This is a genomic window from Sphingomonas sp. So64.6b, assembly GCF_014171475.1.
Lineage (GTDB): Bacteria > Pseudomonadota > Alphaproteobacteria > Sphingomonadales > Sphingomonadaceae > Sphingomonas > Sphingomonas alpina_A.
This window is the reverse complement of sequence record NZ_CP048817.1, coordinates 3,138,007-3,155,815: the sequence shown is the minus strand read 5'-3', so window position 1 is coordinate 3,155,815 and position 17,809 is coordinate 3,138,007. Positions and strand designations below refer to the sequence as shown.

Below are 17,809 nucleotides of genomic sequence, written 5' to 3'. Positions count from 1 at the left end.
ATGAGCCAGACAATCAAGGAACGGTGCAGCCGCCGCCTGTCCGCGCTGAAATCCGCACGCCAGCCTTATGAGGCGGAGTGGAAAGAAATCGCGCAATATGCACAGCCGTCGCGCTCGCGTTTCCTCAACGAGGAACAGAATCGCAATTTCAAGCGTGCCAATCGCGCGATCTACAACAGCCACGCGATCCTCAGTTTCCGTACGCTGACCGGTGGCATGACCAGCGGCCTTTCCTCGCCGTCGCGGCCCTGGTTCCGGCTTGCGCCGTTCGATGCCGACCTGGCCGCCAATGGCGAGGTGAAGACCTGGCTCGCCGAGGTCGAGCGGCGCATGTACGCGTTCCTGTCGGGCACCAATTTCTACGGCGCGGTGAAATCCGGCTACGCCGAAATGGGCATGTTCGGCACCGAGGCCTGCGTGATGGTCGATCACTGGCGCGAAGGCGCGGTGTGCCATTCGCTGACCGCCGGCGAATATTGGATCGCGTTGTCCGATGCGAGCGTGCCCGACACTTTGTACCGTCGCGTGCCGATGACCGTGCATCAGCTGGTCCAGTCGTTCGGCCTGGACGGGGCGAGCGACTTTGTGCGCACCGCGTACGGCAATGGCCGCTATGACGAGACGGTCAACGTCCTGCACGCGATCGAGCCCAATGAGGATCAGGCGCATGGCGCGAAGACCGCGCGCGGTAAGCCGTGGCGGTCGGTCTATTGGGACGAGAATGACAGCAACGCAGCGCGTGTGCTGCGCGTGCAGGGTTATGAGGAACAGCCCTTCTGGGCGCCGCGCTGGGACACGATCGGCGGCGATACCTATGGCACATCGCCGGGTTTCGATGCGCTGCCCGATATGCGCGAGCTGCAGTTGCAGACCCGGCGCAAGACCCAGGCGACCGAATTCCTGATCAGGCCGGAGAAGATCGTTCCCGCGTCGGTCAAGCTGACCGGCCAAGCGGGCAATATCGTCTCCGCCTCATCGGTCGACGCGGCCGGGGTGATCGTGCCGTACCAGATGAATCCAGCGGCGATCGGCGCGATCATGGAGGATGTGCAGCGCTGCGCCGATGCGGTCGGGCGGCTGACCTATGCCGATCTGTTCATGGCGATCACCAACATGGCCGGCATCCAGCCGCGCAATATCGAGGAGATCGCCAGCCGCAACGAGGAGAAGCTGACTCAGCTTGGTCCGGTGATCGAACGCGTCAATAATGAGAAGCTGGAGGTGGCGATCGATCGCACGTTCGGCATCATGAGCCGCAAGAAACTGTTCCCGCCCGCGCCCGAGGCGCTGCAGGGACAGCCGATCAAGGTCGATTTCGTGTCGATCCTCGCGCAGATGCAGCGGATGGTCGGGATCGGCCAGATCGAGCGGACGGTGTCGTTCATCGGCTCGCTCGCCGCGCAGTTTCCGGAGGCCGGCGACCGGCTCGATGTCGATGCGGCGGTGGACGATTTCGCCGACCGGGCGGGCGCGCCGCCGCGGATCATCCGATCGGTCGAGGATGCGCAGGAATTGCGCGAAGGCCGGGCGCAGGAAGCGCAGGCGGCCAAGCTGGCGGCGATGGCCGGGCCGGCGAAGGACGGCGCTGCGGCGGTCAAGTCGCTGGGCGAGATGGCGGGGCCAGATGGCCTGGCCGGGTTGATGGGGTCGTGAGGGGGTGCCTCATTGAGCCCCTCCCTTTCAAGGGAGGGTTGGGGTGGGTGCGCGCGTCCGCGCGCTCAAAAAAAGACTCGTTGCGTCAAGCTCGAAGCGCCGAACGGGGCATCGAGCCCCGTCCGCCGCTCACCCACCCCCAACCCCTCCCTCGGTTCCCGGGGGAGGAATTGAGATGATCGACCTTTCCGACAAACTCACCCTGATGGAAAACGCGGCGTTTCGCCGCTTCCTGTTCGCGTTGATCCGCACCGCCGGCGTGTTCGAAACCAGCGCCACGGCCGGCGATGGCCGCGCGCTTTATCTCGAAGGCCGGCGCGGGCTCGCGCTCGAGGTCCTGCGCGAACTGGAGGAGGGACAAGGCAAACCATCGCCCTCCGGCATTCCTGTCCACACGCTGATTCAAACCCTGCGCGAAGAGGTGCAGTCAGCCCCCATGGAGAAAAAACTTGGCAGACGAAACGACCCTTATTCAGACCTCGGACCAGAGCATGGAACCGGCGATTGAGCTTGATCCGACCGCGCTTGGCGGTGGCGAGTTCGACCATGGCGACAGCGCGTCCGATGGCGACGCGGACGATATGTCGTCGGGCATTCCCGACAGCTATCAGCTGACCCCAGCCGAAGGCCTTACGCTCGATGCGCAAGCGGTCGAGGCGGCGACGCCGGTGTTCCGAGAGCTTGGCCTGTCGAACGATGCGGCGAACAAGTTGATGCCGGTCGCGGCGCAGTTTGCGCAAAGCATCACCGACAAGTTCAACCAGCAGATCGTCACTCAGGTGCAGACCGAACGCAAGGCGTGGCTCGACAGCGCGCGGGCCGATCCGGAGATCGGTGGCGCGCATTGGAACCGCACCATCGCGACCGCGGCCTCGGCACTCGACACGCTGGGTCTGGCGCGCGGCTCGCCGTTCCGCGTGCTGCTCGACGAAAGCGGCCTTGGCAATCACCCGGAGATGATCCGCGCCTTTGCCAAGGTCGGCCAGGCGATCGGCGAAGACAATGATTTCACGCGCGGATCCCGCGCACCCATCACCAGAAAGGGTGCGGCGGAAACGCTTTATCCCGACGACGCACCCAAAGGAGGGCAGTAAGACATGGCCACGATCGGTAATTCATTCCTCAACCTTATCGACCTGTACAAGGGTGCCGGCGGCACCGATGCGCAGACCGGCGAAGTGATCGAGGTGCTGCGGCAGCTCAACCCGCTGATGGAGGATGCGGTGACCGCGGAGTGCAATATGGGCACGTCGCATCGCCACACCATCCGCACCGGCCTGCCCACCGTAACCTGGGGCATGCTTTATCAGGGCATTCCGCAGTCGAAATCGACCACGCAGCAAGTCGATGACACGACCGGTTTCGTCGAAGGGCTGTCCACCGTCGATACCCGCTTGCTCGACATCTCGCCGAATCCCGCGGCAGTCCGTCTTTCGGAAGGCCGCGCGTATCTGGAAGCGATGGCGCAGGAAGTGCAGCGCGGTTTCTTCTATCACGATACCGCCACCACGCCGGAAAAGTTCAAGGGGCTGGCCACGCGTTACGGCAAGCTTGGCGGCGGGGGCGCGGGCAACCAGATCGTCGATGCCGGCGGCACCGGTTCGGATAACACCTCGATCTGGTTCGTCACGCATGGCGACAATTACACCACACTGATCCACCCCAAGGGAACCAAGGCCGACATCACGCGCGACGAGAAGGGCGAGCAGCGCACGTCGGACGCCAATGGCAATGTCTATTATGTGAAGGAGGAATTGTTCCGTCAGCATATCGGCGTCGCGGTGCGCGACTGGCGCTTCAACGCGCGTATCGCCAATGTCGATTATTCCGACATTCTGGCGGGCACGGTCGATCTCTACAGGTTCATGCGGCTGGCCTATTACAAGCTGCAGGGGCGGCGCGCGGCGAAGATGAGCGGCGACGTTGCCGCACAGGGCCGCACCGTGCTGTACATGAACCGCGACGTGATCGCCGCGCTCGATGCGATCGGCACCAACAGCGCCAATGGCGCGCTGATGTTGAAACCGATGGAGCTGCAGGGGCAGGAAGTGCTGTCCTATCGCGGTATCCCCATTCGCGAGACCGACGCGCTGATCAACGCCGAAGCAAGGGTGGTCTGACCGGCGCCCCCTAATTCGGGGACATAATACTTATTTAGTTAAGTATTGTGTCCCCGAATTAGGCCGCTGAATTAGTGCCGACATATCCCCGTTCGGGCTGAGCCTGTCGAAGCCCTCTCTCCGCCAACGCGCCGCGAGTTCGCGGCACGCGCCCTTCGACAAGCTCAGGGCGAACGGAGAAGGTACCTAAAACTTTCCGGAGACCCAAAATGATCATGGACGCGACCACTCTCTTCTCCAATGCCCAGGCCGTGACGGCGACGGCGGCATCGGCCAATATCGTCGACCTGGGCGCGACCGGCACCGTCTATGGCGCCGCGACCGCGATCGCCCGCGACATCGGCAAGGGCGCCAGCGTGCCGTTGAAAGTGTCGGTGGTGGAGAGCTTCAACAACCTCACCTCGCTCACCGTCTCGGTCGAGACCGATGACAATGCCGGCTTTGCCTCGCTGCGCACGGTATGGACGTCACCCGCTTATCCGCTCGCCGATCTGGCGGCGGGTGCGCGACTGCTGCTGCCGGATTCGATCCCGCTCGGCACCGACGAGCGTTATGTGCGGCTGAAATACACCGTTGCCGGCACCGCCCCGACGCTGGGCAAGATCACCGCCGGCGTCACGATGGGCAACCAGACCAATGGCTGACGCGCGCGCGGTGGCGAAACGGGTGGCGGCGAAGGCGCCGGTGAAGCAGCAGGCGCCTTCAAGGCACTCCGGGGCGTTCACCGCGCCGCATCCGGTCTATTCCGGCGGGATCTATTATGAGACAGGCCAGGTGTTCGTGACGAGCGTTCCCGCTGGAGCGATGTGGGAGGCGATGAGCGGGGCAAGCGTGACTTCTCAATAACCAACTGATCTCAGACGCGTTGTGCCGTGGCAATCGACGGTGCCGTCAGCGCCGCGGCACTCGCGTCCAGGCATGCCCGCGCCGGTTCAAGCGCCACGGCTCGCTGCCTTTCATCAGCGCGGCTTGGCCGATCAATGTTTTTAGCCACGCAGATATTTTCGCGCGATCAATGCCATCGGCAGGCCGACGCAGATGCAATGCGAGAATAGCGCATTGCCCATGCCCCACAGGTCGGTCTTCGGCACATAGGCCGGGAAGCGTAGCGGCAGCACGATCCAGTACATGATGATATAGAGCGCCACGCCGTAAAGCAGGCCGGCGAAAACCGCACCGTCGAGGATCTTTGGCAAGCGCTTCGCCGCGATTACGAACGTCGCGACCATCACGGTCATGATCGCATAATGGGTCAGCAGGCCGGCCAGCGCGCCGAGCGCGCCGGCATTCACCGCCCAATCGCCAAAAGGGCCGCTCCCGACGCTGCGCAGCACGCCAAGCGGCGACGTTCCAGCCATGCCGGCGAATACAACGGCGCTGAGCAGGTCAAGTGTCCCCGAAACCGCCGTGCCGGCCAATATTGTCCCTGGGATCGTGTGTTGCGTCTTGCCCATTATGTGTCCCCTGCGTTGTTATGGCGAATATCAGTTTGTACCGGCCGGCTCCAGGTCGCGCAGGTCGGCGTTGCGGGTTTCGCGCCCGAACCAGGCGACGAGGGTGATCGCCAGCGCGGTTGGCAGCATGATCAGCGCGGCGACCACGCCCATCGACGGGACCAAAGCGGCGATGCTCAGCGTCTGGGCGAGCAGCCCGCCGGCCTTGGTGCAGGCCGCGACCCAGCCGGTCGCGCGGCCACGCACGCCGAGCGGGAAGCTTTCCGCCACATAGGGCAGGAGCACCGCGAGCACGCCGTTCGATCCGATGATCAGCAGTGCGACGGGAAGCACCGGGCTGCCCTGGCCAATCGTCTCCAGCCAGAGCACGCCGAACAGGCCTAGCAAGGTCACGCCGAGCATGGTGACGAGCGACCATTTGGTACTCCATCGGCTGTACAGCAACGCGGCGACGAACACGGTGGGGAAGGCGATCAGCGCCGATTCCGCGAGCAGCCGGCTCGACAATTCGACCGAATACCCCTTGGCGACCAGATCCGCCGGTAGCCACAGCAACAGCCCGAAATTGACGAAGCCCCAGGCGAGCGCGGCGATGCTCAGCGCGGCGGTCTTGCCGATCAGTTTTGCGCCGCTCAGATGGGCTCTTGGCTCGCTCGATACGGGCTTCACCGTACGCGCAACGACCGCGCCGAAGCGGCGCATCACCGCCTCGGCCTCATGCGCCCGGCCGCGGGCGAGCAGGAATTTGGCCGATTCCGGGATGAATGCGCCGAGCAGCACGAGCAGCAACCCGGTGGGTAAATTGGCCAGCCACAGGATACGCCAGCCGAACACCGGCTGCAGCAGCGCGGAAATCCCGCTCGCCGCGAAATAGCCGCCGACCGCGCCGAGCCCGCCGACCAGCACCAGGCTCCAGCCGCGATGGCGATTGGGCATCATCTCGGCGAGCAGCGCATAGGTCACGGGCAGCATGCCGCCGGCCGCCGCGCCCATCATGAAACACATGCCGATATTCCAGGCGAGGCTGGGCATCGCGCCGCAGATCGAGGTGCCGACGAACATCACCGCCGACAACAGGATCGACGCCTTGCGACCATAGATATCGGCGATCACGCCCCACAGCACGGAGCCGACCACCGTGCCCATCAGCGCGAAGAACGGGACCAGCGAAACGGTCGCCTTGGGCACGCCATATTCGCCGATCATGCCGGGCACGGTAAAGCCTAGCGAGGCGGGTTTCATGACGTCGATGACCAGCGCGACGACCAGCACGGACATCAGTTTCCAGTGCGCCGGGCCGAGCTCGGCATCCTCCGGTGCCGAGATGGTGATCGACGCCGCTGCTGCGCGCTGCGCCGCGACATTGCGCGGCAACAGGCCGTAAGCGGCGACGCCCATACCGGCGATGATCAGGCCCATGCCAAAGATCATGTCGCCGCCCATCGTCATGCCCGACAGATGATAATGCATGCCGCGCGCCATCAGGAACATCGGCAGATGGAGCAGCACGCCGCCCGTTACCATCAAACAGCCGAGCGCGAACGCCCACACCGCGCGCCGATCGGACATGGTCGCGCTGATCCCGGTCATATGTCTGTCGATCCCCCACCCTTTGTCGAGGGGTTTAGCATCAACGGCCGATATTGCGATGGTCGGAAAGAGTCCCGCTATCGAGCGGCTGATCGGGGGGTCGGTGGCTCAGGCGGAGCGATGGGATCCATCACCGGAACGGTATCGATGCCGGACTCGGACACAATTATTTCCCCCGTGAGAGACGAGCTATTAACGCATTCAATCGACCACGCACTGTAAGAAACAGATCTTCCGGCTCTGGGATATCTTCACGTGCCGCGATATCCCCCGGTGCGATCACGTTGAGATCTAAAAACATCGAGCCCAGATCGTCTGGACTGCCAGCCAATTGTAGCCGCGGCTCGGTGTAGACGCGTGGAGACTCGATTAATGCACCCATCTCCCCAGAAAATAAGGTCAAATACACCGTTCCAGGAGGCAGTTTTTTATATCCAATACCCCCTTTACCTGGGAAGCCGCTGGTAAAATCCCGAGGACCGTTCCGATGCTTTACAGCCACCGCACACCCCGCATTTTGCTCCAAATAATTGAATATCAAACGATCTGTTCGGGCGATGACCCGGTCGACCCTCAAGGGTGGGATTCCCTCGAGTTGAAACATGCGATCGGTGACTATGACTTCGACTATTTTACTGTCTCCCGACAGATAGACCGCAGCGTATTCCTTGATGTTTTCCATTTCCTCGGGTGTCATGGCTAACACTTTGCTTGAAGCCGTGTCGCGTGGATCGTAATTACTCTTTTCCATCATCGCTCTCTTCCCGCTTCCCGCGCCGCTTGGTCAATCGGGCTCAAAAGGTAGCTCAAGATGCTGCGACGCCCGGTACGAACGTCCACAGAGACCTGCATGCCAACCGCGGTTTTGGTCAAAACGGCGGGAGGCCCCGCCCTTGTCCGGGTCTAGCACAAATGGCCGATGTTGCGATGGCCGGATGATGACCGGAAACGCGGCTTCAGTCCTCCGAAAGCTTCGCCCCGTCGAGCGAGCGGGCGAGCACGTCCTGCTCGCGTGCGGCGGCGACCTTGTCCGCCTTGGTCCGGCCGAACACGGCGCGGTTGCGGTCGGCATGGGCCGCCGCATCCGCGCGCGCTTTCGCCTTGCGTGCCGTTCGGAGGTTGATGATCTCGGCCATGGTCGATCCGCTTGTCTGAAGCGGCAATCTATCCGTCGTGGCCGAGCTGCACCATCTCTTGCGTCGGGTTTATTTCAGCAGCGACAGGACGCCTTGCTGGCTCTGGTTCGCCTGGGCGAGCATCGCGGTCGAGGCCTGGCTCAGGATCTGCGCCTTGGCGAGCGCGGTCGTTTCGGCCGAGAAGTCGGCGTCCTCGATGCGGCTGCGCGCGTCGGTCAGGTTGGTGACGTTCGAGGTCAGGTTGTTGACCACCGACTGCAGGCGATTCTGCGCCGCGCCGAGCCCGGCACGCTTGGTGTCGATCGTCTTGAGCGCATCGGACAAGGTGGTCAGGGCGGCGGACGGGTCGCTGAACAGCGTCCCGGCGGTCGCGGCGCTGAGGTCGATGTCCGACATGTCCATCGTCACCGTTTCGCCGGACTCGGAGCCGGCCTGAATGACGATCGTGCCGGATCCGCCGCCGGCGGTGCCGTCGAACATCTTGATGCCGTTGAATTCACTCTTGGTCAGGATCTCGCCGATCTGCGTCTGCAACTCGGTCACTTCGACGCCGATATTGGTCTTGTCGTCGGCCGAATAGGTGCCGCTCGACGCCTGAACGGCGAGTTCGCGGATTCGCTGCAGCATGTTGGTGATTTCGCCGAGCGCCCCTTCCGTGGTCTGCGCCATCGAGATGCCGTCATTGGCGTTGCGCACCGCCTGGCTCATGCCGCGGATCTGCGAGGTCATCGACGAAGCGATGGCGAGGCCAGCGGCGTCGTCCTTGGCCGAATTGATGCGCTTGCCGGTCGACAGGCGTTCGATGCTGGTTTGCAGCGACAGGTTCGCCGCCGTGGTCGAATTCGAGGCGCGCAGTGCGCCGATATTGGTTCCAATGACAGTCATCTCTAGTCCCCGGAGCCGCCATCGCTACCCCTTGGTGCGGGATCGGGCTCAGTGCCGGGTTAAGTCGATATGGTTAACAATTAACTATCTTCCGCTGAAGCGAGCAGCGGAATTAATCTTCGTGAAAAACGTCTTCGCCAAGTATCGCGGTCCAGTGATGCTTGCGCGATTCGTAGAAGGAAAAAGTCGGCGCAGGGAAAGCCGGGTCGGCAAAATTGCCGAGAGGTATGGCGATCAGGCCGGGCATGTCCGGATTTTCATAAGCCATGGTCGAACCGCACTCGGGACAGAAGCGATAGATCACCTGGCGCCCGCTATCGGCGCGCCGGACATAGCTGCGCGTATCGCCGGTGATGGTCACATTCGCCGCAGCGAACCGGGCCTGCGCCGCGAAGGCGCTGCCGGTGCGCCGCTGGCATGCCAAGCAATGGCATACTGATACACGCACCGGATCGCCCGCGACGGTCGCGCTGAGCTGGCCGCAGCGGCATTGTGCCTGTCGCATTGCGTTCTCCGAAAGCGCGGGCGCGGATTCTAGCCGGCCGGCTGCAGCTTGTCCTGCGTCCGGGTCAGGAAATCGCCCGCGTCGTGGCGTTCGTGCAGCTGGCTCGCCGGATCGCCCATCACGCGGTTGACCATCCGGCCGCGCTGCACGGCGGGGCGCTCGGCGATCGCGGCGGTCCAGCGCTGGACGTTCCTGTAATCCTGCACTTGCAGGAATTCGCCCGCATTATAAGCCACGCCCAGCGCCAGCGAGCCGTACCACGGCCAGGCCGCGATATCGGCGATGCTGTAATCCTTGCCGGCGAGATATTCGCTTTCGCCCAGCCGGCGGTCGAGCACGTCGAGCTGCCGCTTCGCCTCCATCGCATAGCGGTCGATCGCATATTCGATCTTGAACGGCGCATAGGCGTAGAAGTGACCGAAGCCACCGCCAACAAAGGGCGCGCTGCCCATCTGCCAGAATAGCCAGGACAGGGTTTCCGCGCGGGCGGCGGGCTCGGTCGGCAGGAATTCGCCGAACTTCTCCGCCAGGTGCATCAGGATCGCGCCGGATTCGAACACGCGGATCGGCTCGGGGCCGCTGCGGTCCAGCAAGGCCGGGATCTTCGAATTGGGGTTCACCGCGACAAAGCCGCTGCCGAACTGATCGCCTTCACTGATGCGGATCAGCCAGGCGTCATATTCCGCACCGGTGTGACCGAGTTCGAGCAGTTCCTCGAGCATCACCGTCACCTTTACGCCATTGGGCGTGCCGAGCGAATAAAGCTGCAGCGGATGTTTGCCGACCGGCAATTCCTTGTCGTGCGTCGCGCCGGCGATCGGCCGGTTGATATTGGCGAATTGCCCGCCATTCTCCTTGTTCCAGATCCAGACGGGCGGCGGGGTGTATTCGGGGGTGTCGGTCATCGAAGGGGGACTCCGGTCGCGTTGGGGACAGGATGTCCCATCCGAAACGAGGATGTAGGAAGCCGGGTTCGGATCGGCCATGTCGGCGTGATTGTTTTTGTGCTGGCGTCAACGGTGATTAAAGTGGTGATATGACAGCAACCGTCAATTCCATCGCGATGACCCTCCAAAACGAGACGTCGTTCGCCCATCTCTCGATAGTGAGCTATCAAATCCCCGACAATGATAGCGATGATGATGAAGAGTGGGATTCGGACTGGTTGATGGTGTGCGGCCAAGTGTCGTTGCTTGGCCGGGAATGGCAGTTCGTTGACCCATGCCTGACGACGGCAGAAGCGAGGCGGCTCGCCGATTGGCTGGATGCGGTCGCCCGAGGCGAGGATTCACCGCAATTTTGCGACTTCACCGAACCGAACCTCGACTTTCGGCGCCAACCGAACGGCGAGATCAGGGTCAGCTTCGCACTGGAATCCGCGCCGCCCTGGGCGAAGCGCGGTGACGACTGGATCAAGCACGGCTTCGTCGTGCCGATTGGTCCACAACTCGCCGACGCGGCGGCTCGGTTGCGGCAGCAGCTTTCCCGATTTCCGACACGCGGACGATCAGGGAATAGGGCGCCAAGCGCCAGCTGACGGCGGTTCAAACCAGCGGCGACCCGCGCCCCGCGACTGATGCGAGATGCGCTTCCAGCACGCGCAAGGTCCGGCCGAGGCGATCACGGTCGATGATCCCGCCGAGCGAGACGCGTAGCGCCTGGGGTGCGTCAGGTTCGACCGCGAACGCGCTCGAGGCGACGACCGACAGGCCTTGTGGCCGTACCAGATTGACCAGGTCGGCGGCGGCGATGCCCGGCGGGAGCGGGAGCCATAGGTGATAGCCCTGGCGGTGTGCGGCATGATCGAAGTTCGCCAGGATATTGTGCGCCAGCGATAGTCGCCATGCCGCCTCGGCGCGTGTTTCGGCGACGAGCCGCGCAAAGCTGCCGTCCTGCACCCACAGGCTGACCAGTGCGGCGTTGAGCGGCGGGGCCATCACGCTCGTCTCATGGCAATCGGCGGCGAGGCGCAGCGCATCGCGCACCGAGGGCGCGCGGACATGGGCGATGCGCAGTGCCGGCGAGATGATCTTCGACAGGCTGGCGATATGCCAGCAGCGATCGGGCACCAACTCGGCGAAAGAAATCTGCGGACGATCGGCGAGCGGGCCATAAGCGTCGTCCTCGATGATGTGGAAGCCATGCCGGTCGGCGAGCGCGGCGATCGCGCGCCGTTCCTCGGGTTCGATCGTCGCGGCGGTGGGATTGTCGTTGGTTGGCACGACATAGAGCGCGCGGATCGGTGTTCGCGCACATGCCGCTTCGATCGACGCGGCGTCGATGCGCGGCAAAGGCACGAGCTTCAGGCCGTAGCGCAACGCGAGGCCAAGGAATCCGGGATAGATATAGCGCCCACAAGCGACGGTATCGCCGGCCTGCAATGTGGCGGCGACGATCGCATGCAGCGCGTTCTGGCCGCCGGCGGTGACGATCACCTGTTCCTCGACCGAGGCGATACCACGGCCGGCGAGCAGCCGAACGCCGGTGGCACGGTCCTGCGCGGCGCCGCCGGCGGGCTGATAGTGCAGCCGGGCGGCCGCGCCGGGACCGCGCAGCAACGCCGCGGTGCCGCGTTCCCATGCCGTGGCGAGCGAGCCATTGGCGATCTCGGGCGGCATGTTCATGCCGGTATCGACCGGCGCGCTGTCCGCCGACGGCGTGCCCACGCGGTCGATCACGAAGCTGCCGGCGCGGCCGCGCGCTTCGATCAGGCCCTGCGCGCGCGCGGTGTCATAGGCCTTGGTGATGGTCGTCAGGTCGACCCGCAGCGTCGCGGCAAGATCGCGTTGCGCGGGCAGTCGCGCGCCGGGTCGCAACATGCCGGACTGAATCGCCGCGCCGAGCGCTTCGGCGATCGCGCGATATTTGGCGCCCGTCGCCAGGCCGAGGTCGGGGATCCAGTCGTCAGTCATTCAGCTTGCCCATCCAACCTGGCCGGCCCCCCGCGCGGCGCTTCGCCGTGCAATTGCGCCCAGAGCGCTTGCGTCCCGGCCTCCTGAGCGCGGTTGACATATTGCGACGCGACCAGCCAGCCCTTGATCGGCCGCAGCACGATGGTGCAGCCGATCGCCATCAGCGGCAATGATGTGACCGCATGGACCCAGACCGGCGGGTCAAGGGCGACCTGCAGCCAGACGACGAAGAAGAGCAGCGGGAACGCGACGAAGCACAGCGAGAAGAAGGCCGGCCCGTCGTCCGGCGCAGCGAAGCGGTAATCGAGACCGCATGAGTCGCATTTATCGACGACCTTCAGCCAGGATCTGAACATGTGCCCCTTGCCGCAGCGCGGGCACAGTCCCTTCCATCCGGCATGGACGATCCAGCGAAACGCTTCCCGACCTTCGAGTTGATGAGTCACGGTTTTGTCCTTGGCGACGGGCTATATTGTAGCCATACATAATTCCGTACATAAGGAGAGCGTGATGGTTTGTCGAGTCAGGTCGCCTTCAGCGTCCGTTCCTCTGTCTGTCATCCTCGCTAGCGCAGCGCGACCGAAGGTCTCGCAAAGTCATTTAAAGCTGTTTCACCATTGTATGGCATACAATAAGCGCAATGCGCTGTACGATCCGGCGGCAAGCCGTCGCGTTATCTGCCGACCCTGACCTTTTCGCGCGATCGTGCGTATAACGTAATGATGTTCGCGCGCCGTCTCCGCAATTTCTTCACTGAGGAGCAATGGAGTTTCGCGCCCCACGAACGCGCGATGATGCCGGGGTCGCCGGCGTCGCCGGAGCATCCGACCGGGCGGCGTATCGCTTATGGCGCGATCGCGGTGCTGGTCGGGCTGACTGGCGGTCTCGGCAATGCGCTGATTTCGGTTAACACCACGACCTTGCAGGGCTCGCTCGGGCTCGATCCGGCGGAGATCGCCTGGTTGCCGACGGTCTATGTAATGACCAACACGTCGATCAATTTGCTGCTGATCAAGTTCCGTCAGCAATATGGCCTCCGGCCGTTCACGATGATCTTTCTCGGCCTTTATGTCCTGCTGACCTTCGCGCATTTGTTCGTGCATGATTTCTGGTCGGCGATTGCAGTGCGCGCCGCGAGCGGCATGGCGGCGGCGGCGCTGTCCACCCTGTCGCTCTATTACATCATGCAGGCATTGCCGGCGAAGTGGCGGCTGAAGGCGGTGGTGCTGGGCATCGGCATTCCGCAATGCGCGGTGCCGCTGGCGCGGCTGTTCTCGCCCGATTTGCTGGCGATGTCGCAGTGGCGTGCGCTGTACCTGTTCGAACTCGGCCTGGCGCTGACTTCGTTTGCGGCGGTGGCGCTGCTGAGACTCCCGCCGACCGAACGAAAAAAAGCCTTCGAACCGCTCGATTTCGTCACTTTCATCCTGTTCGGCGGCAGCGTCGCGCTGTTCGCGGCGGTGCTCGGGCTCGGGCGGATCGTGTGGTGGACCGAGGCGCCGTGGGTCGGCTGGGCGCTGATCGGTGCGATTCCAATGTTCGCCGCCGCGCTGGCGATCGAGCATAGCCGGGCCAATCCGCTGCTCAACACGCGCTGGCTGGGTAGTGCCGATATTCTGCGCTTCGCGGTCGTCACGATCATGGCGCGCATCGTGCTGTCCGAACAGACCTTCGTGGCGGTCGGGCTGCTCAATACGCTGGGGCAGAATAACGATCAGCTCGGGCCGCTGTTCGCGATCATCTTCCTTGCCTCGGTTGCGGGGGTGGTGGCGAGCGCGGTGACGCTCAATGTCGAGCGGCTGACGCATCCGATCATGCTTGCGATCGGGCTGGTCGCGGTCGCGGCATTCGCGGATTCCTTCTCGACCAGCCTGACGCGCGCGCCGCAACTCTATCTGACTCAGGCGGTGATCGCGTTTGCCGCAACCTTCTTCCTCGGCCCGGCCTTGCTGTTCGGCATGACCCGCGCGTTGCAGCAGGGTGCGGGACACATCATCAGCTTCATCGCGCTGTTCGGCATCGTCAATTCGATCGGCGGGCTGGGCGGTGCGGCGTTGCTCGGCACGTATCAAACGATCGCGGAAAAGATGCATAGCGCGGCGATCGTCCAGTCGATCAGCCCGACCGATCCGCAAGTCACCGCACGGATCGCGGCAGGCGGCGCGGGGGTGGCGCGGGTCGTCGGCGACCCCGCATTGCGTGCGGCGGAGGGCGGCGCACTGCTGTCGCAAACCGCGACGCGCGAGGCCAATGTGCTTGCCTATAACGACACATTCCGGTTGATCGCGGTGCTTGCCGCGCTCACCACATTGTACCTCGCCTTCCTGCTTGCACGCCGCAACTGGCGCGCACGACGGCGGGCGATGACCGAGGCCGCGACATGACCGACACCAAGACTCCGCCCCCGAGCCCCCGACTCCACCAGCCACACCCCAGCCACTCCGCCAGCCACTCCGGTCGCCGCCACTCCGGTCGCCACTGGGCCGGTGACCGAGGAACGCGCCGCCGAGGCACCGGCCGCGCCGGTTGGATCGGGTTGGAAGCCGCCGCGTGATTCGCGCACCGTTTTGATCGTGATCGCGGTGATCGCGGTCGCCGGGGTCCTCGCGGTGCTCGCGGCGTGGCGGCTGCCGCCGTTCGCGAGCAGCTTCCAGTCGACCGATAATGCCTATGTCCGCGGCCGCACCACGGTGATCAGCCCGCAGGTCAGCGGTTATGTAACGCAAGTCTATGTGCGCGATTTCGATATGGTGAAGGCGGGGCAGCCGCTGGCGAAGATCGACGATCGCATCTATCGCCAGCGCGTCGAACAAGCCGGCGCGCAAGTCGCCGGGCAGCAAGCGACGCTCGCCAACAGCGAACAGGCAGCGCGGTCGCGCGCGGCGAGCCTGCAGGCACAGGATGCCGCAGTCGCCAATGCGCAAGCGCAATTGCTCCGTGCACAGGCCGATATGAACCGTGTCAACGATCTGGTTACCGACGGGTCGGTCAGCTTGCGCGAGCGCGACCAGACGCTGGCGGCGCTGCGCCAGGCGCAGGCCGGCGTGTTGCAGGCACGCGCGGCGCGTGAGATCGCGCGGCAAGACATTCGCACCGTCGAAGTCGGCAAGGGCGGGCAACAGGCCGGCGTCAGCGGCGCCGAGGCGGCGCGGCGCCTGGCGCAGATCGACCTCGACAATACGGTGATCCGCGCACCCGAAGCCGGGCGGCTGAGCGAGGTCGGGGTGCGCCTTGGCCAATATGTTACCTCGGGATCGCAACTCATGTTCCTGGTGCCGCCGGAAACCTGGGTGATCGCCAATTTCAAGGAAGCCCAGACTGCGCGCATCCGGGTCGGCCAGCCCGCCAGCTTCACCGTCGACGGGCTCGCCAATGCGCGGCTGACCGGCCGGGTCGAGCGGCTTTCCCCCGCCGCTGGTTCGGAATTCGCGGTACTCAAATCGGACAATGCGACGGGCAATTTCACCAAGGTGCCGCAGCGTATCGCAGTGCGCATCCGGGTCGATCCGGGGCAGTCGCTCGCCTTGCAACTCAGGCCCGGCATGTCGGTGCAGGCGCGCGTCGATACCACCGGCGCGCCGAAGATCCGATGAAGGCGCGTGTGATCTTGATGCTGGCGGTTCTGGCCGGCGGCTGTGCCGGGCCGCGACCCGAGGCGCCGGCGGCGAGCGCGGTGGTCGCGCCGCCGGGCTGGCGTACCGCGCTTGGCCCGGGCGAGCCGATCCGTGCCGACTGGTGGGCGGCGTTCGGCGATCCGGTGCTGACCGGACTGGTCGATCGCGCGCTGGCCAATAATCCCGATCTCGGGGCGGCGGCGGCGCGGGTCGAGGAAGCACGCGCGCAGGAGCGGCTGTCGCGTGCGCAACTCGCGCCGCAGGTCAATGTCGGCGCGGCGGCATCCGATGCGCGCACGCTCAGCGCATTCGGCACGCCAAGCACCAATTTCGGCGCGCAGCCGACGGTGACGGCGAGTTACGACCTCGACCTGTTCGGCCGCTTGCGGCAGGCCAGTGCGGCGGTACGCGCGCAATTGCTCGCGAGTGAAGGCGCGCGCGACACGGTGCGACTCGGCATCGCGAGCAGCGTGGCGAGCGGTTATATAACCTTGCGCGCGCTCGACGCGCGGCTCGCGGTGGCGCGCGACACGCTGGGGTCGCGGGGCGAGGCATTGCGCATCGCGCGGCGGCGCGCGGAGACGGGTTATACCTCCAACCTCGAACTGCATCAGGCGGAGGGTGAATATCGCGCGACCGAACAGCTCGTGCCGCAAGCCGAACTGGCGATCAGCCGGCAGGAGAATGCGCTGAGCCTTTTGCTCGGCGCCACGCCCGCCGCGATCCAGCGTGGCGTGCCGCTGACCGCCTTGGTCGCACCGGCGGTGCCCGATGGCTTGCCCGCCGATTTGCTGCGCCGCCGGCCCGACCTGTTCCAGGCGGAACAGACATTGGTCGCGGCGGATCGCTCGCTCGACAGTTCGCGCGCTGCGCTGCTGCCCAATGTCAGCCTGACCGGATCGGCCGGGCTGATCCTGTCGACCGCCTTGTCCAACCCGGTCGGCGTCTTCTCGCTCGGCGGCAGCATCCTGTCGCCGATCTTCGACGGCGGCCGGTTGCGCGCTCAGGCCGGCGCCAGCGCGGCGCGGCGCGACCAGGCGGCGTTCGCGTATCGCAAGGCCGCGCTGACCGCGTTCCGCGAAGTCGACGACAGCCTCGCCGGGGTGCAGCGTTCGGGCGAACAGGCGGTGGCGATCGCCGGCCAGCGCAACGCCCTCGCCGCAGCGTTGCGCAACGCCAGCAACCGCTACCGCGCGGGTTATTCCTCCTATCTCGACCAGCTCGACACGCAGCGCGGGCTACTCACCGCCGAACTCGCTTTGGTCCAGGCACGCGCGGACCGGCTGACAGCTTACGTCGCGCTGTATCAGGCGTTCGGCGGGGGGTGGGCGGAACGGGACGTGGCGGGGGCAGCGCGCTAGGGCTAGGGCTGGACCCAACACATGTCGCGCGGACCTTTGTCGCTGGCATCGATCATCTTGCCTTTGTGGCGGGCCGCGTCCAGCATAAGAAATGAGATTGAATTGGTCAGAGATCAAAGCGGCGGTGAGACGCGCGGCTAAGGGTCTGTTTCCCATTGTCTTGGGCGCATATGCGGTGTGTAGGTATCTGACGTTGACGCTCGATACGCCTGCGCCGGAGATCGATCGACTCGCCAACCTGCTATTTGGGTTGGGCTTGCTCTTGCTCATTCTGTCGCCCCAAAGCCCTGCACAGGACCGAAAGGGGCTGACCATTTCGCCGGCACGCAGCGGCGTGACCGTCGTGCTTTTCACCGGGCTCTTCGCGGCGATCGCGCTGACCAGAGGGTTTGAGCATTGGTCCGACCTGATCGTTCCGGCTCTTGTGGTGCCGCTTACCCTTGTCGTCGCCTGGTTCGTCTATCGTTTCGCCTCGGTCAACGCGGCGAATATCGGCGAGGCGCGGTTCGTCACGCGTCGCGATGGCAGCACGGAAACGCCCGAACCGACGCGATGATCTCCCCGCTCACCGCCGACGAA

The 17,809-nt window shown here is 64.6% G+C and carries 20 protein-coding genes; 11 read left to right on the top strand and 9 right to left on the bottom strand.

The genetic code is table 11. The annotated features are described in order from the left end of the window. The 6 genes from G4G27_RS15190 (at nucleotide 1) to G4G27_RS15165 (ending at nucleotide 4,619) form a co-directional block, all read left to right on the top strand. Nucleotides 1-1,653, top strand: coding sequence for a portal protein (locus G4G27_RS15190; protein WP_183109435.1), 1,653 nt, complete (start codon nucleotides 1-3; stop codon nucleotides 1,651-1,653). Nucleotides 1,654-1,828: 175 nt separating this feature from the next. Next, nucleotides 1,829-2,161 (top strand): hypothetical protein, encoded by a 333-nt coding sequence (locus G4G27_RS15185; protein ID WP_183109434.1) that lies wholly within the window; start codon nucleotides 1,829-1,831, stop codon nucleotides 2,159-2,161. After that, on the top strand, nucleotides 2,103-2,747 hold the full coding sequence (locus G4G27_RS15180) for a hypothetical protein (RefSeq protein ID WP_183109433.1): 645 nt from the start codon (nucleotides 2,103-2,105) through the stop codon (nucleotides 2,745-2,747). Before G4G27_RS15185 ends, G4G27_RS15180 begins: the two co-directional genes overlap by 59 nt. Nucleotides 2,748-2,750: 3 nt before the next feature. After that, on the top strand, nucleotides 2,751-3,773 hold the full coding sequence (locus G4G27_RS15175; RefSeq protein ID WP_183109432.1) for a major capsid protein: 1,023 nt from the start codon (nucleotides 2,751-2,753) through the stop codon (nucleotides 3,771-3,773). 209 nt (nucleotides 3,774-3,982) lie between these two features. After that, nucleotides 3,983-4,417: a Bbp16 family capsid cement protein gene (locus G4G27_RS15170; RefSeq protein WP_183109431.1), complete on the top strand. Its 435-nt coding sequence runs from the start codon at nucleotides 3,983-3,985 to the stop codon at nucleotides 4,415-4,417. After that, the gene (locus G4G27_RS15165; RefSeq protein ID WP_183109430.1) at nucleotides 4,410-4,619 is read left to right on the top strand and encodes a hypothetical protein; all 210 of its coding nucleotides are present in this window, start codon (nucleotides 4,410-4,412) and stop codon (nucleotides 4,617-4,619) included. Before G4G27_RS15170 ends, G4G27_RS15165 begins: the two co-directional genes overlap by 8 nt. A 140-nt stretch (nucleotides 4,620-4,759) precedes the next feature. Here G4G27_RS15165 and G4G27_RS15160 read toward each other — a convergent pair whose 3' ends face one another. From G4G27_RS15160 to yghU, 7 genes are all read right to left on the bottom strand, one after another. Then, nucleotides 4,760-5,227 (bottom strand): hypothetical protein, encoded by a 468-nt coding sequence (locus tag G4G27_RS15160; protein WP_244624353.1) that lies wholly within the window; start codon nucleotides 5,225-5,227, stop codon nucleotides 4,760-4,762. 30 nt (nucleotides 5,228-5,257) lie between these two features. Further along, on the bottom strand, nucleotides 5,258-6,817 hold the full coding sequence (locus G4G27_RS15155) for an MFS transporter (protein ID WP_183109429.1): 1,560 nt from the start codon (nucleotides 6,815-6,817) through the stop codon (nucleotides 5,258-5,260). A 166-nt stretch (nucleotides 6,818-6,983) separates the two neighbouring features. Then, on the bottom strand, nucleotides 6,984-7,571 hold the full coding sequence (locus tag G4G27_RS15150) for a hypothetical protein (protein WP_183109428.1): 588 nt from the start codon (nucleotides 7,569-7,571) through the stop codon (nucleotides 6,984-6,986). A gap of 202 nt (nucleotides 7,572-7,773) precedes the next feature. Continuing rightward, nucleotides 7,774-7,953: a DUF4169 family protein gene (locus G4G27_RS15145; protein ID WP_183109427.1), complete on the bottom strand. Its 180-nt coding sequence runs from the start codon at nucleotides 7,951-7,953 to the stop codon at nucleotides 7,774-7,776. Between the two features lie 69 nt (nucleotides 7,954-8,022). Next, entirely contained in the window at nucleotides 8,023-8,838 is an 816-nt protein-coding gene (locus G4G27_RS15140; RefSeq protein WP_183109426.1) for a flagellin, read from the bottom strand. A gap of 112 nt (nucleotides 8,839-8,950) precedes the next feature. Next, nucleotides 8,951-9,343 (bottom strand): GFA family protein, encoded by a 393-nt coding sequence (locus G4G27_RS15135; protein ID WP_183109425.1) that lies wholly within the window; start codon nucleotides 9,341-9,343, stop codon nucleotides 8,951-8,953. Between the two features lie 29 nt (nucleotides 9,344-9,372). After that, nucleotides 9,373-10,248, bottom strand: coding sequence for a glutathione-dependent disulfide-bond oxidoreductase (yghU, locus tag G4G27_RS15130; protein WP_183109424.1), 876 nt, complete (start codon nucleotides 10,246-10,248; stop codon nucleotides 9,373-9,375). Nucleotides 10,249-10,379: 131 nt separating this feature from the next. Here yghU and G4G27_RS15125 point away from each other — a divergent pair, with 131 nt between their 5' ends. Continuing rightward, complete coding sequence (locus G4G27_RS15125; RefSeq protein ID WP_183109423.1) at nucleotides 10,380-10,880, top strand: hypothetical protein; 501 nt, start codon at nucleotides 10,380-10,382, stop codon at nucleotides 10,878-10,880. 7 nt (nucleotides 10,881-10,887) lie between these two features. On the opposite strand, the gene G4G27_RS15120 is transcribed toward G4G27_RS15125, so the two are convergent. Both G4G27_RS15120 and G4G27_RS15115 read right to left on the bottom strand, forming a co-directional pair. Then, a complete protein-coding gene (locus G4G27_RS15120; protein ID WP_183109422.1) occupies nucleotides 10,888-12,255 on the bottom strand; it encodes a PLP-dependent aminotransferase family protein in 1,368 nt (455 codons plus the stop codon). Beyond that, nucleotides 12,252-12,701: a DUF983 domain-containing protein gene (locus G4G27_RS15115; protein ID WP_244624352.1), complete on the bottom strand. Its 450-nt coding sequence runs from the start codon at nucleotides 12,699-12,701 to the stop codon at nucleotides 12,252-12,254. The genes G4G27_RS15120 and G4G27_RS15115 overlap by 4 nt, the downstream gene beginning before the upstream one ends. A gap of 273 nt (nucleotides 12,702-12,974) precedes the next feature. Between G4G27_RS15115 and G4G27_RS15110 the strand changes: the two genes are divergently transcribed. The 4 genes from G4G27_RS15110 to G4G27_RS15095 all read left to right on the top strand — a co-directional run bounded on the left by G4G27_RS15110 (nucleotide 12,975) and on the right by G4G27_RS15095 (nucleotide 17,786). Continuing rightward, on the top strand, nucleotides 12,975-14,639 hold the full coding sequence (locus tag G4G27_RS15110; protein ID WP_244624351.1) for an MFS transporter: 1,665 nt from the start codon (nucleotides 12,975-12,977) through the stop codon (nucleotides 14,637-14,639). A 102-nt stretch (nucleotides 14,640-14,741) separates the two neighbouring features. Beyond that, nucleotides 14,742-15,848 (top strand): HlyD family secretion protein, encoded by a 1,107-nt coding sequence (locus tag G4G27_RS15105; RefSeq protein ID WP_183109421.1) that lies wholly within the window; start codon nucleotides 14,742-14,744, stop codon nucleotides 15,846-15,848. Beyond that, the gene (locus G4G27_RS15100) at nucleotides 15,845-17,230 is read left to right on the top strand and encodes an efflux transporter outer membrane subunit (RefSeq protein ID WP_183109420.1); all 1,386 of its coding nucleotides are present in this window, start codon (nucleotides 15,845-15,847) and stop codon (nucleotides 17,228-17,230) included. The genes G4G27_RS15105 and G4G27_RS15100 overlap by 4 nt, the downstream gene beginning before the upstream one ends. A gap of 97 nt (nucleotides 17,231-17,327) precedes the next feature. Continuing rightward, on the top strand, nucleotides 17,328-17,786 hold the full coding sequence (locus G4G27_RS15095) for a hypothetical protein (RefSeq protein WP_183109419.1): 459 nt from the start codon (nucleotides 17,328-17,330) through the stop codon (nucleotides 17,784-17,786). Nucleotides 17,787-17,809 lie beyond the last annotated feature (23 nt).

What these genes read in the sequence shown, in the direction of transcription:
- yghU (WP_183109424.1), bottom strand. Translation starts at nt 10,248, where the DNA reads ATGACCGACACCCCCGAATACACCCCGCCGCCCGTCTGGATCTGGAAC.
- G4G27_RS15135 (WP_183109425.1), bottom strand. Translation starts at nt 9,343, where the DNA reads ATGCGACAGGCACAATGCCGCTGCGGCCAGCTCAGCGCGACCGTCGCG.
- G4G27_RS15165 (WP_183109430.1), top strand. Translation starts at nt 4,410, where the DNA reads ATGGCTGACGCGCGCGCGGTGGCGAAACGGGTGGCGGCGAAGGCGCCG.
- G4G27_RS15190 (WP_183109435.1), top strand. Translation starts at nt 1, where the DNA reads ATGAGCCAGACAATCAAGGAACGGTGCAGCCGCCGCCTGTCCGCGCTG.
- G4G27_RS15140 (WP_183109426.1), bottom strand. Translation starts at nt 8,838, where the DNA reads ATGACTGTCATTGGAACCAATATCGGCGCACTGCGCGCCTCGAATTCG.
- G4G27_RS15100 (WP_183109420.1), top strand. Translation starts at nt 15,845, where the DNA reads ATGAAGGCGCGTGTGATCTTGATGCTGGCGGTTCTGGCCGGCGGCTGT.
- G4G27_RS15155 (WP_183109429.1), bottom strand. Translation starts at nt 6,817, where the DNA reads ATGACCGGGATCAGCGCGACCATGTCCGATCGGCGCGCGGTGTGGGCG.
- G4G27_RS15110 (WP_244624351.1), top strand. Translation starts at nt 12,975, where the DNA reads ATGATGTTCGCGCGCCGTCTCCGCAATTTCTTCACTGAGGAGCAATGG.
- G4G27_RS15170 (WP_183109431.1), top strand. Translation starts at nt 3,983, where the DNA reads ATGATCATGGACGCGACCACTCTCTTCTCCAATGCCCAGGCCGTGACG.
- G4G27_RS15175 (WP_183109432.1), top strand. Translation starts at nt 2,751, where the DNA reads ATGGCCACGATCGGTAATTCATTCCTCAACCTTATCGACCTGTACAAG.
- G4G27_RS15125 (WP_183109423.1), top strand. Translation starts at nt 10,380, where the DNA reads ATGACAGCAACCGTCAATTCCATCGCGATGACCCTCCAAAACGAGACG.
- G4G27_RS15145 (WP_183109427.1), bottom strand. Translation starts at nt 7,953, where the DNA reads ATGGCCGAGATCATCAACCTCCGAACGGCACGCAAGGCGAAAGCGCGC.
- G4G27_RS15150 (WP_183109428.1), bottom strand. Translation starts at nt 7,571, where the DNA reads ATGATGGAAAAGAGTAATTACGATCCACGCGACACGGCTTCAAGCAAA.
- G4G27_RS15120 (WP_183109422.1), bottom strand. Translation starts at nt 12,255, where the DNA reads ATGACTGACGACTGGATCCCCGACCTCGGCCTGGCGACGGGCGCCAAA.
- G4G27_RS15160 (WP_244624353.1), bottom strand. Translation starts at nt 5,227, where the DNA reads ATGGGCAAGACGCAACACACGATCCCAGGGACAATATTGGCCGGCACG.
- G4G27_RS15185 (WP_183109434.1), top strand. Translation starts at nt 1,829, where the DNA reads ATGATCGACCTTTCCGACAAACTCACCCTGATGGAAAACGCGGCGTTT.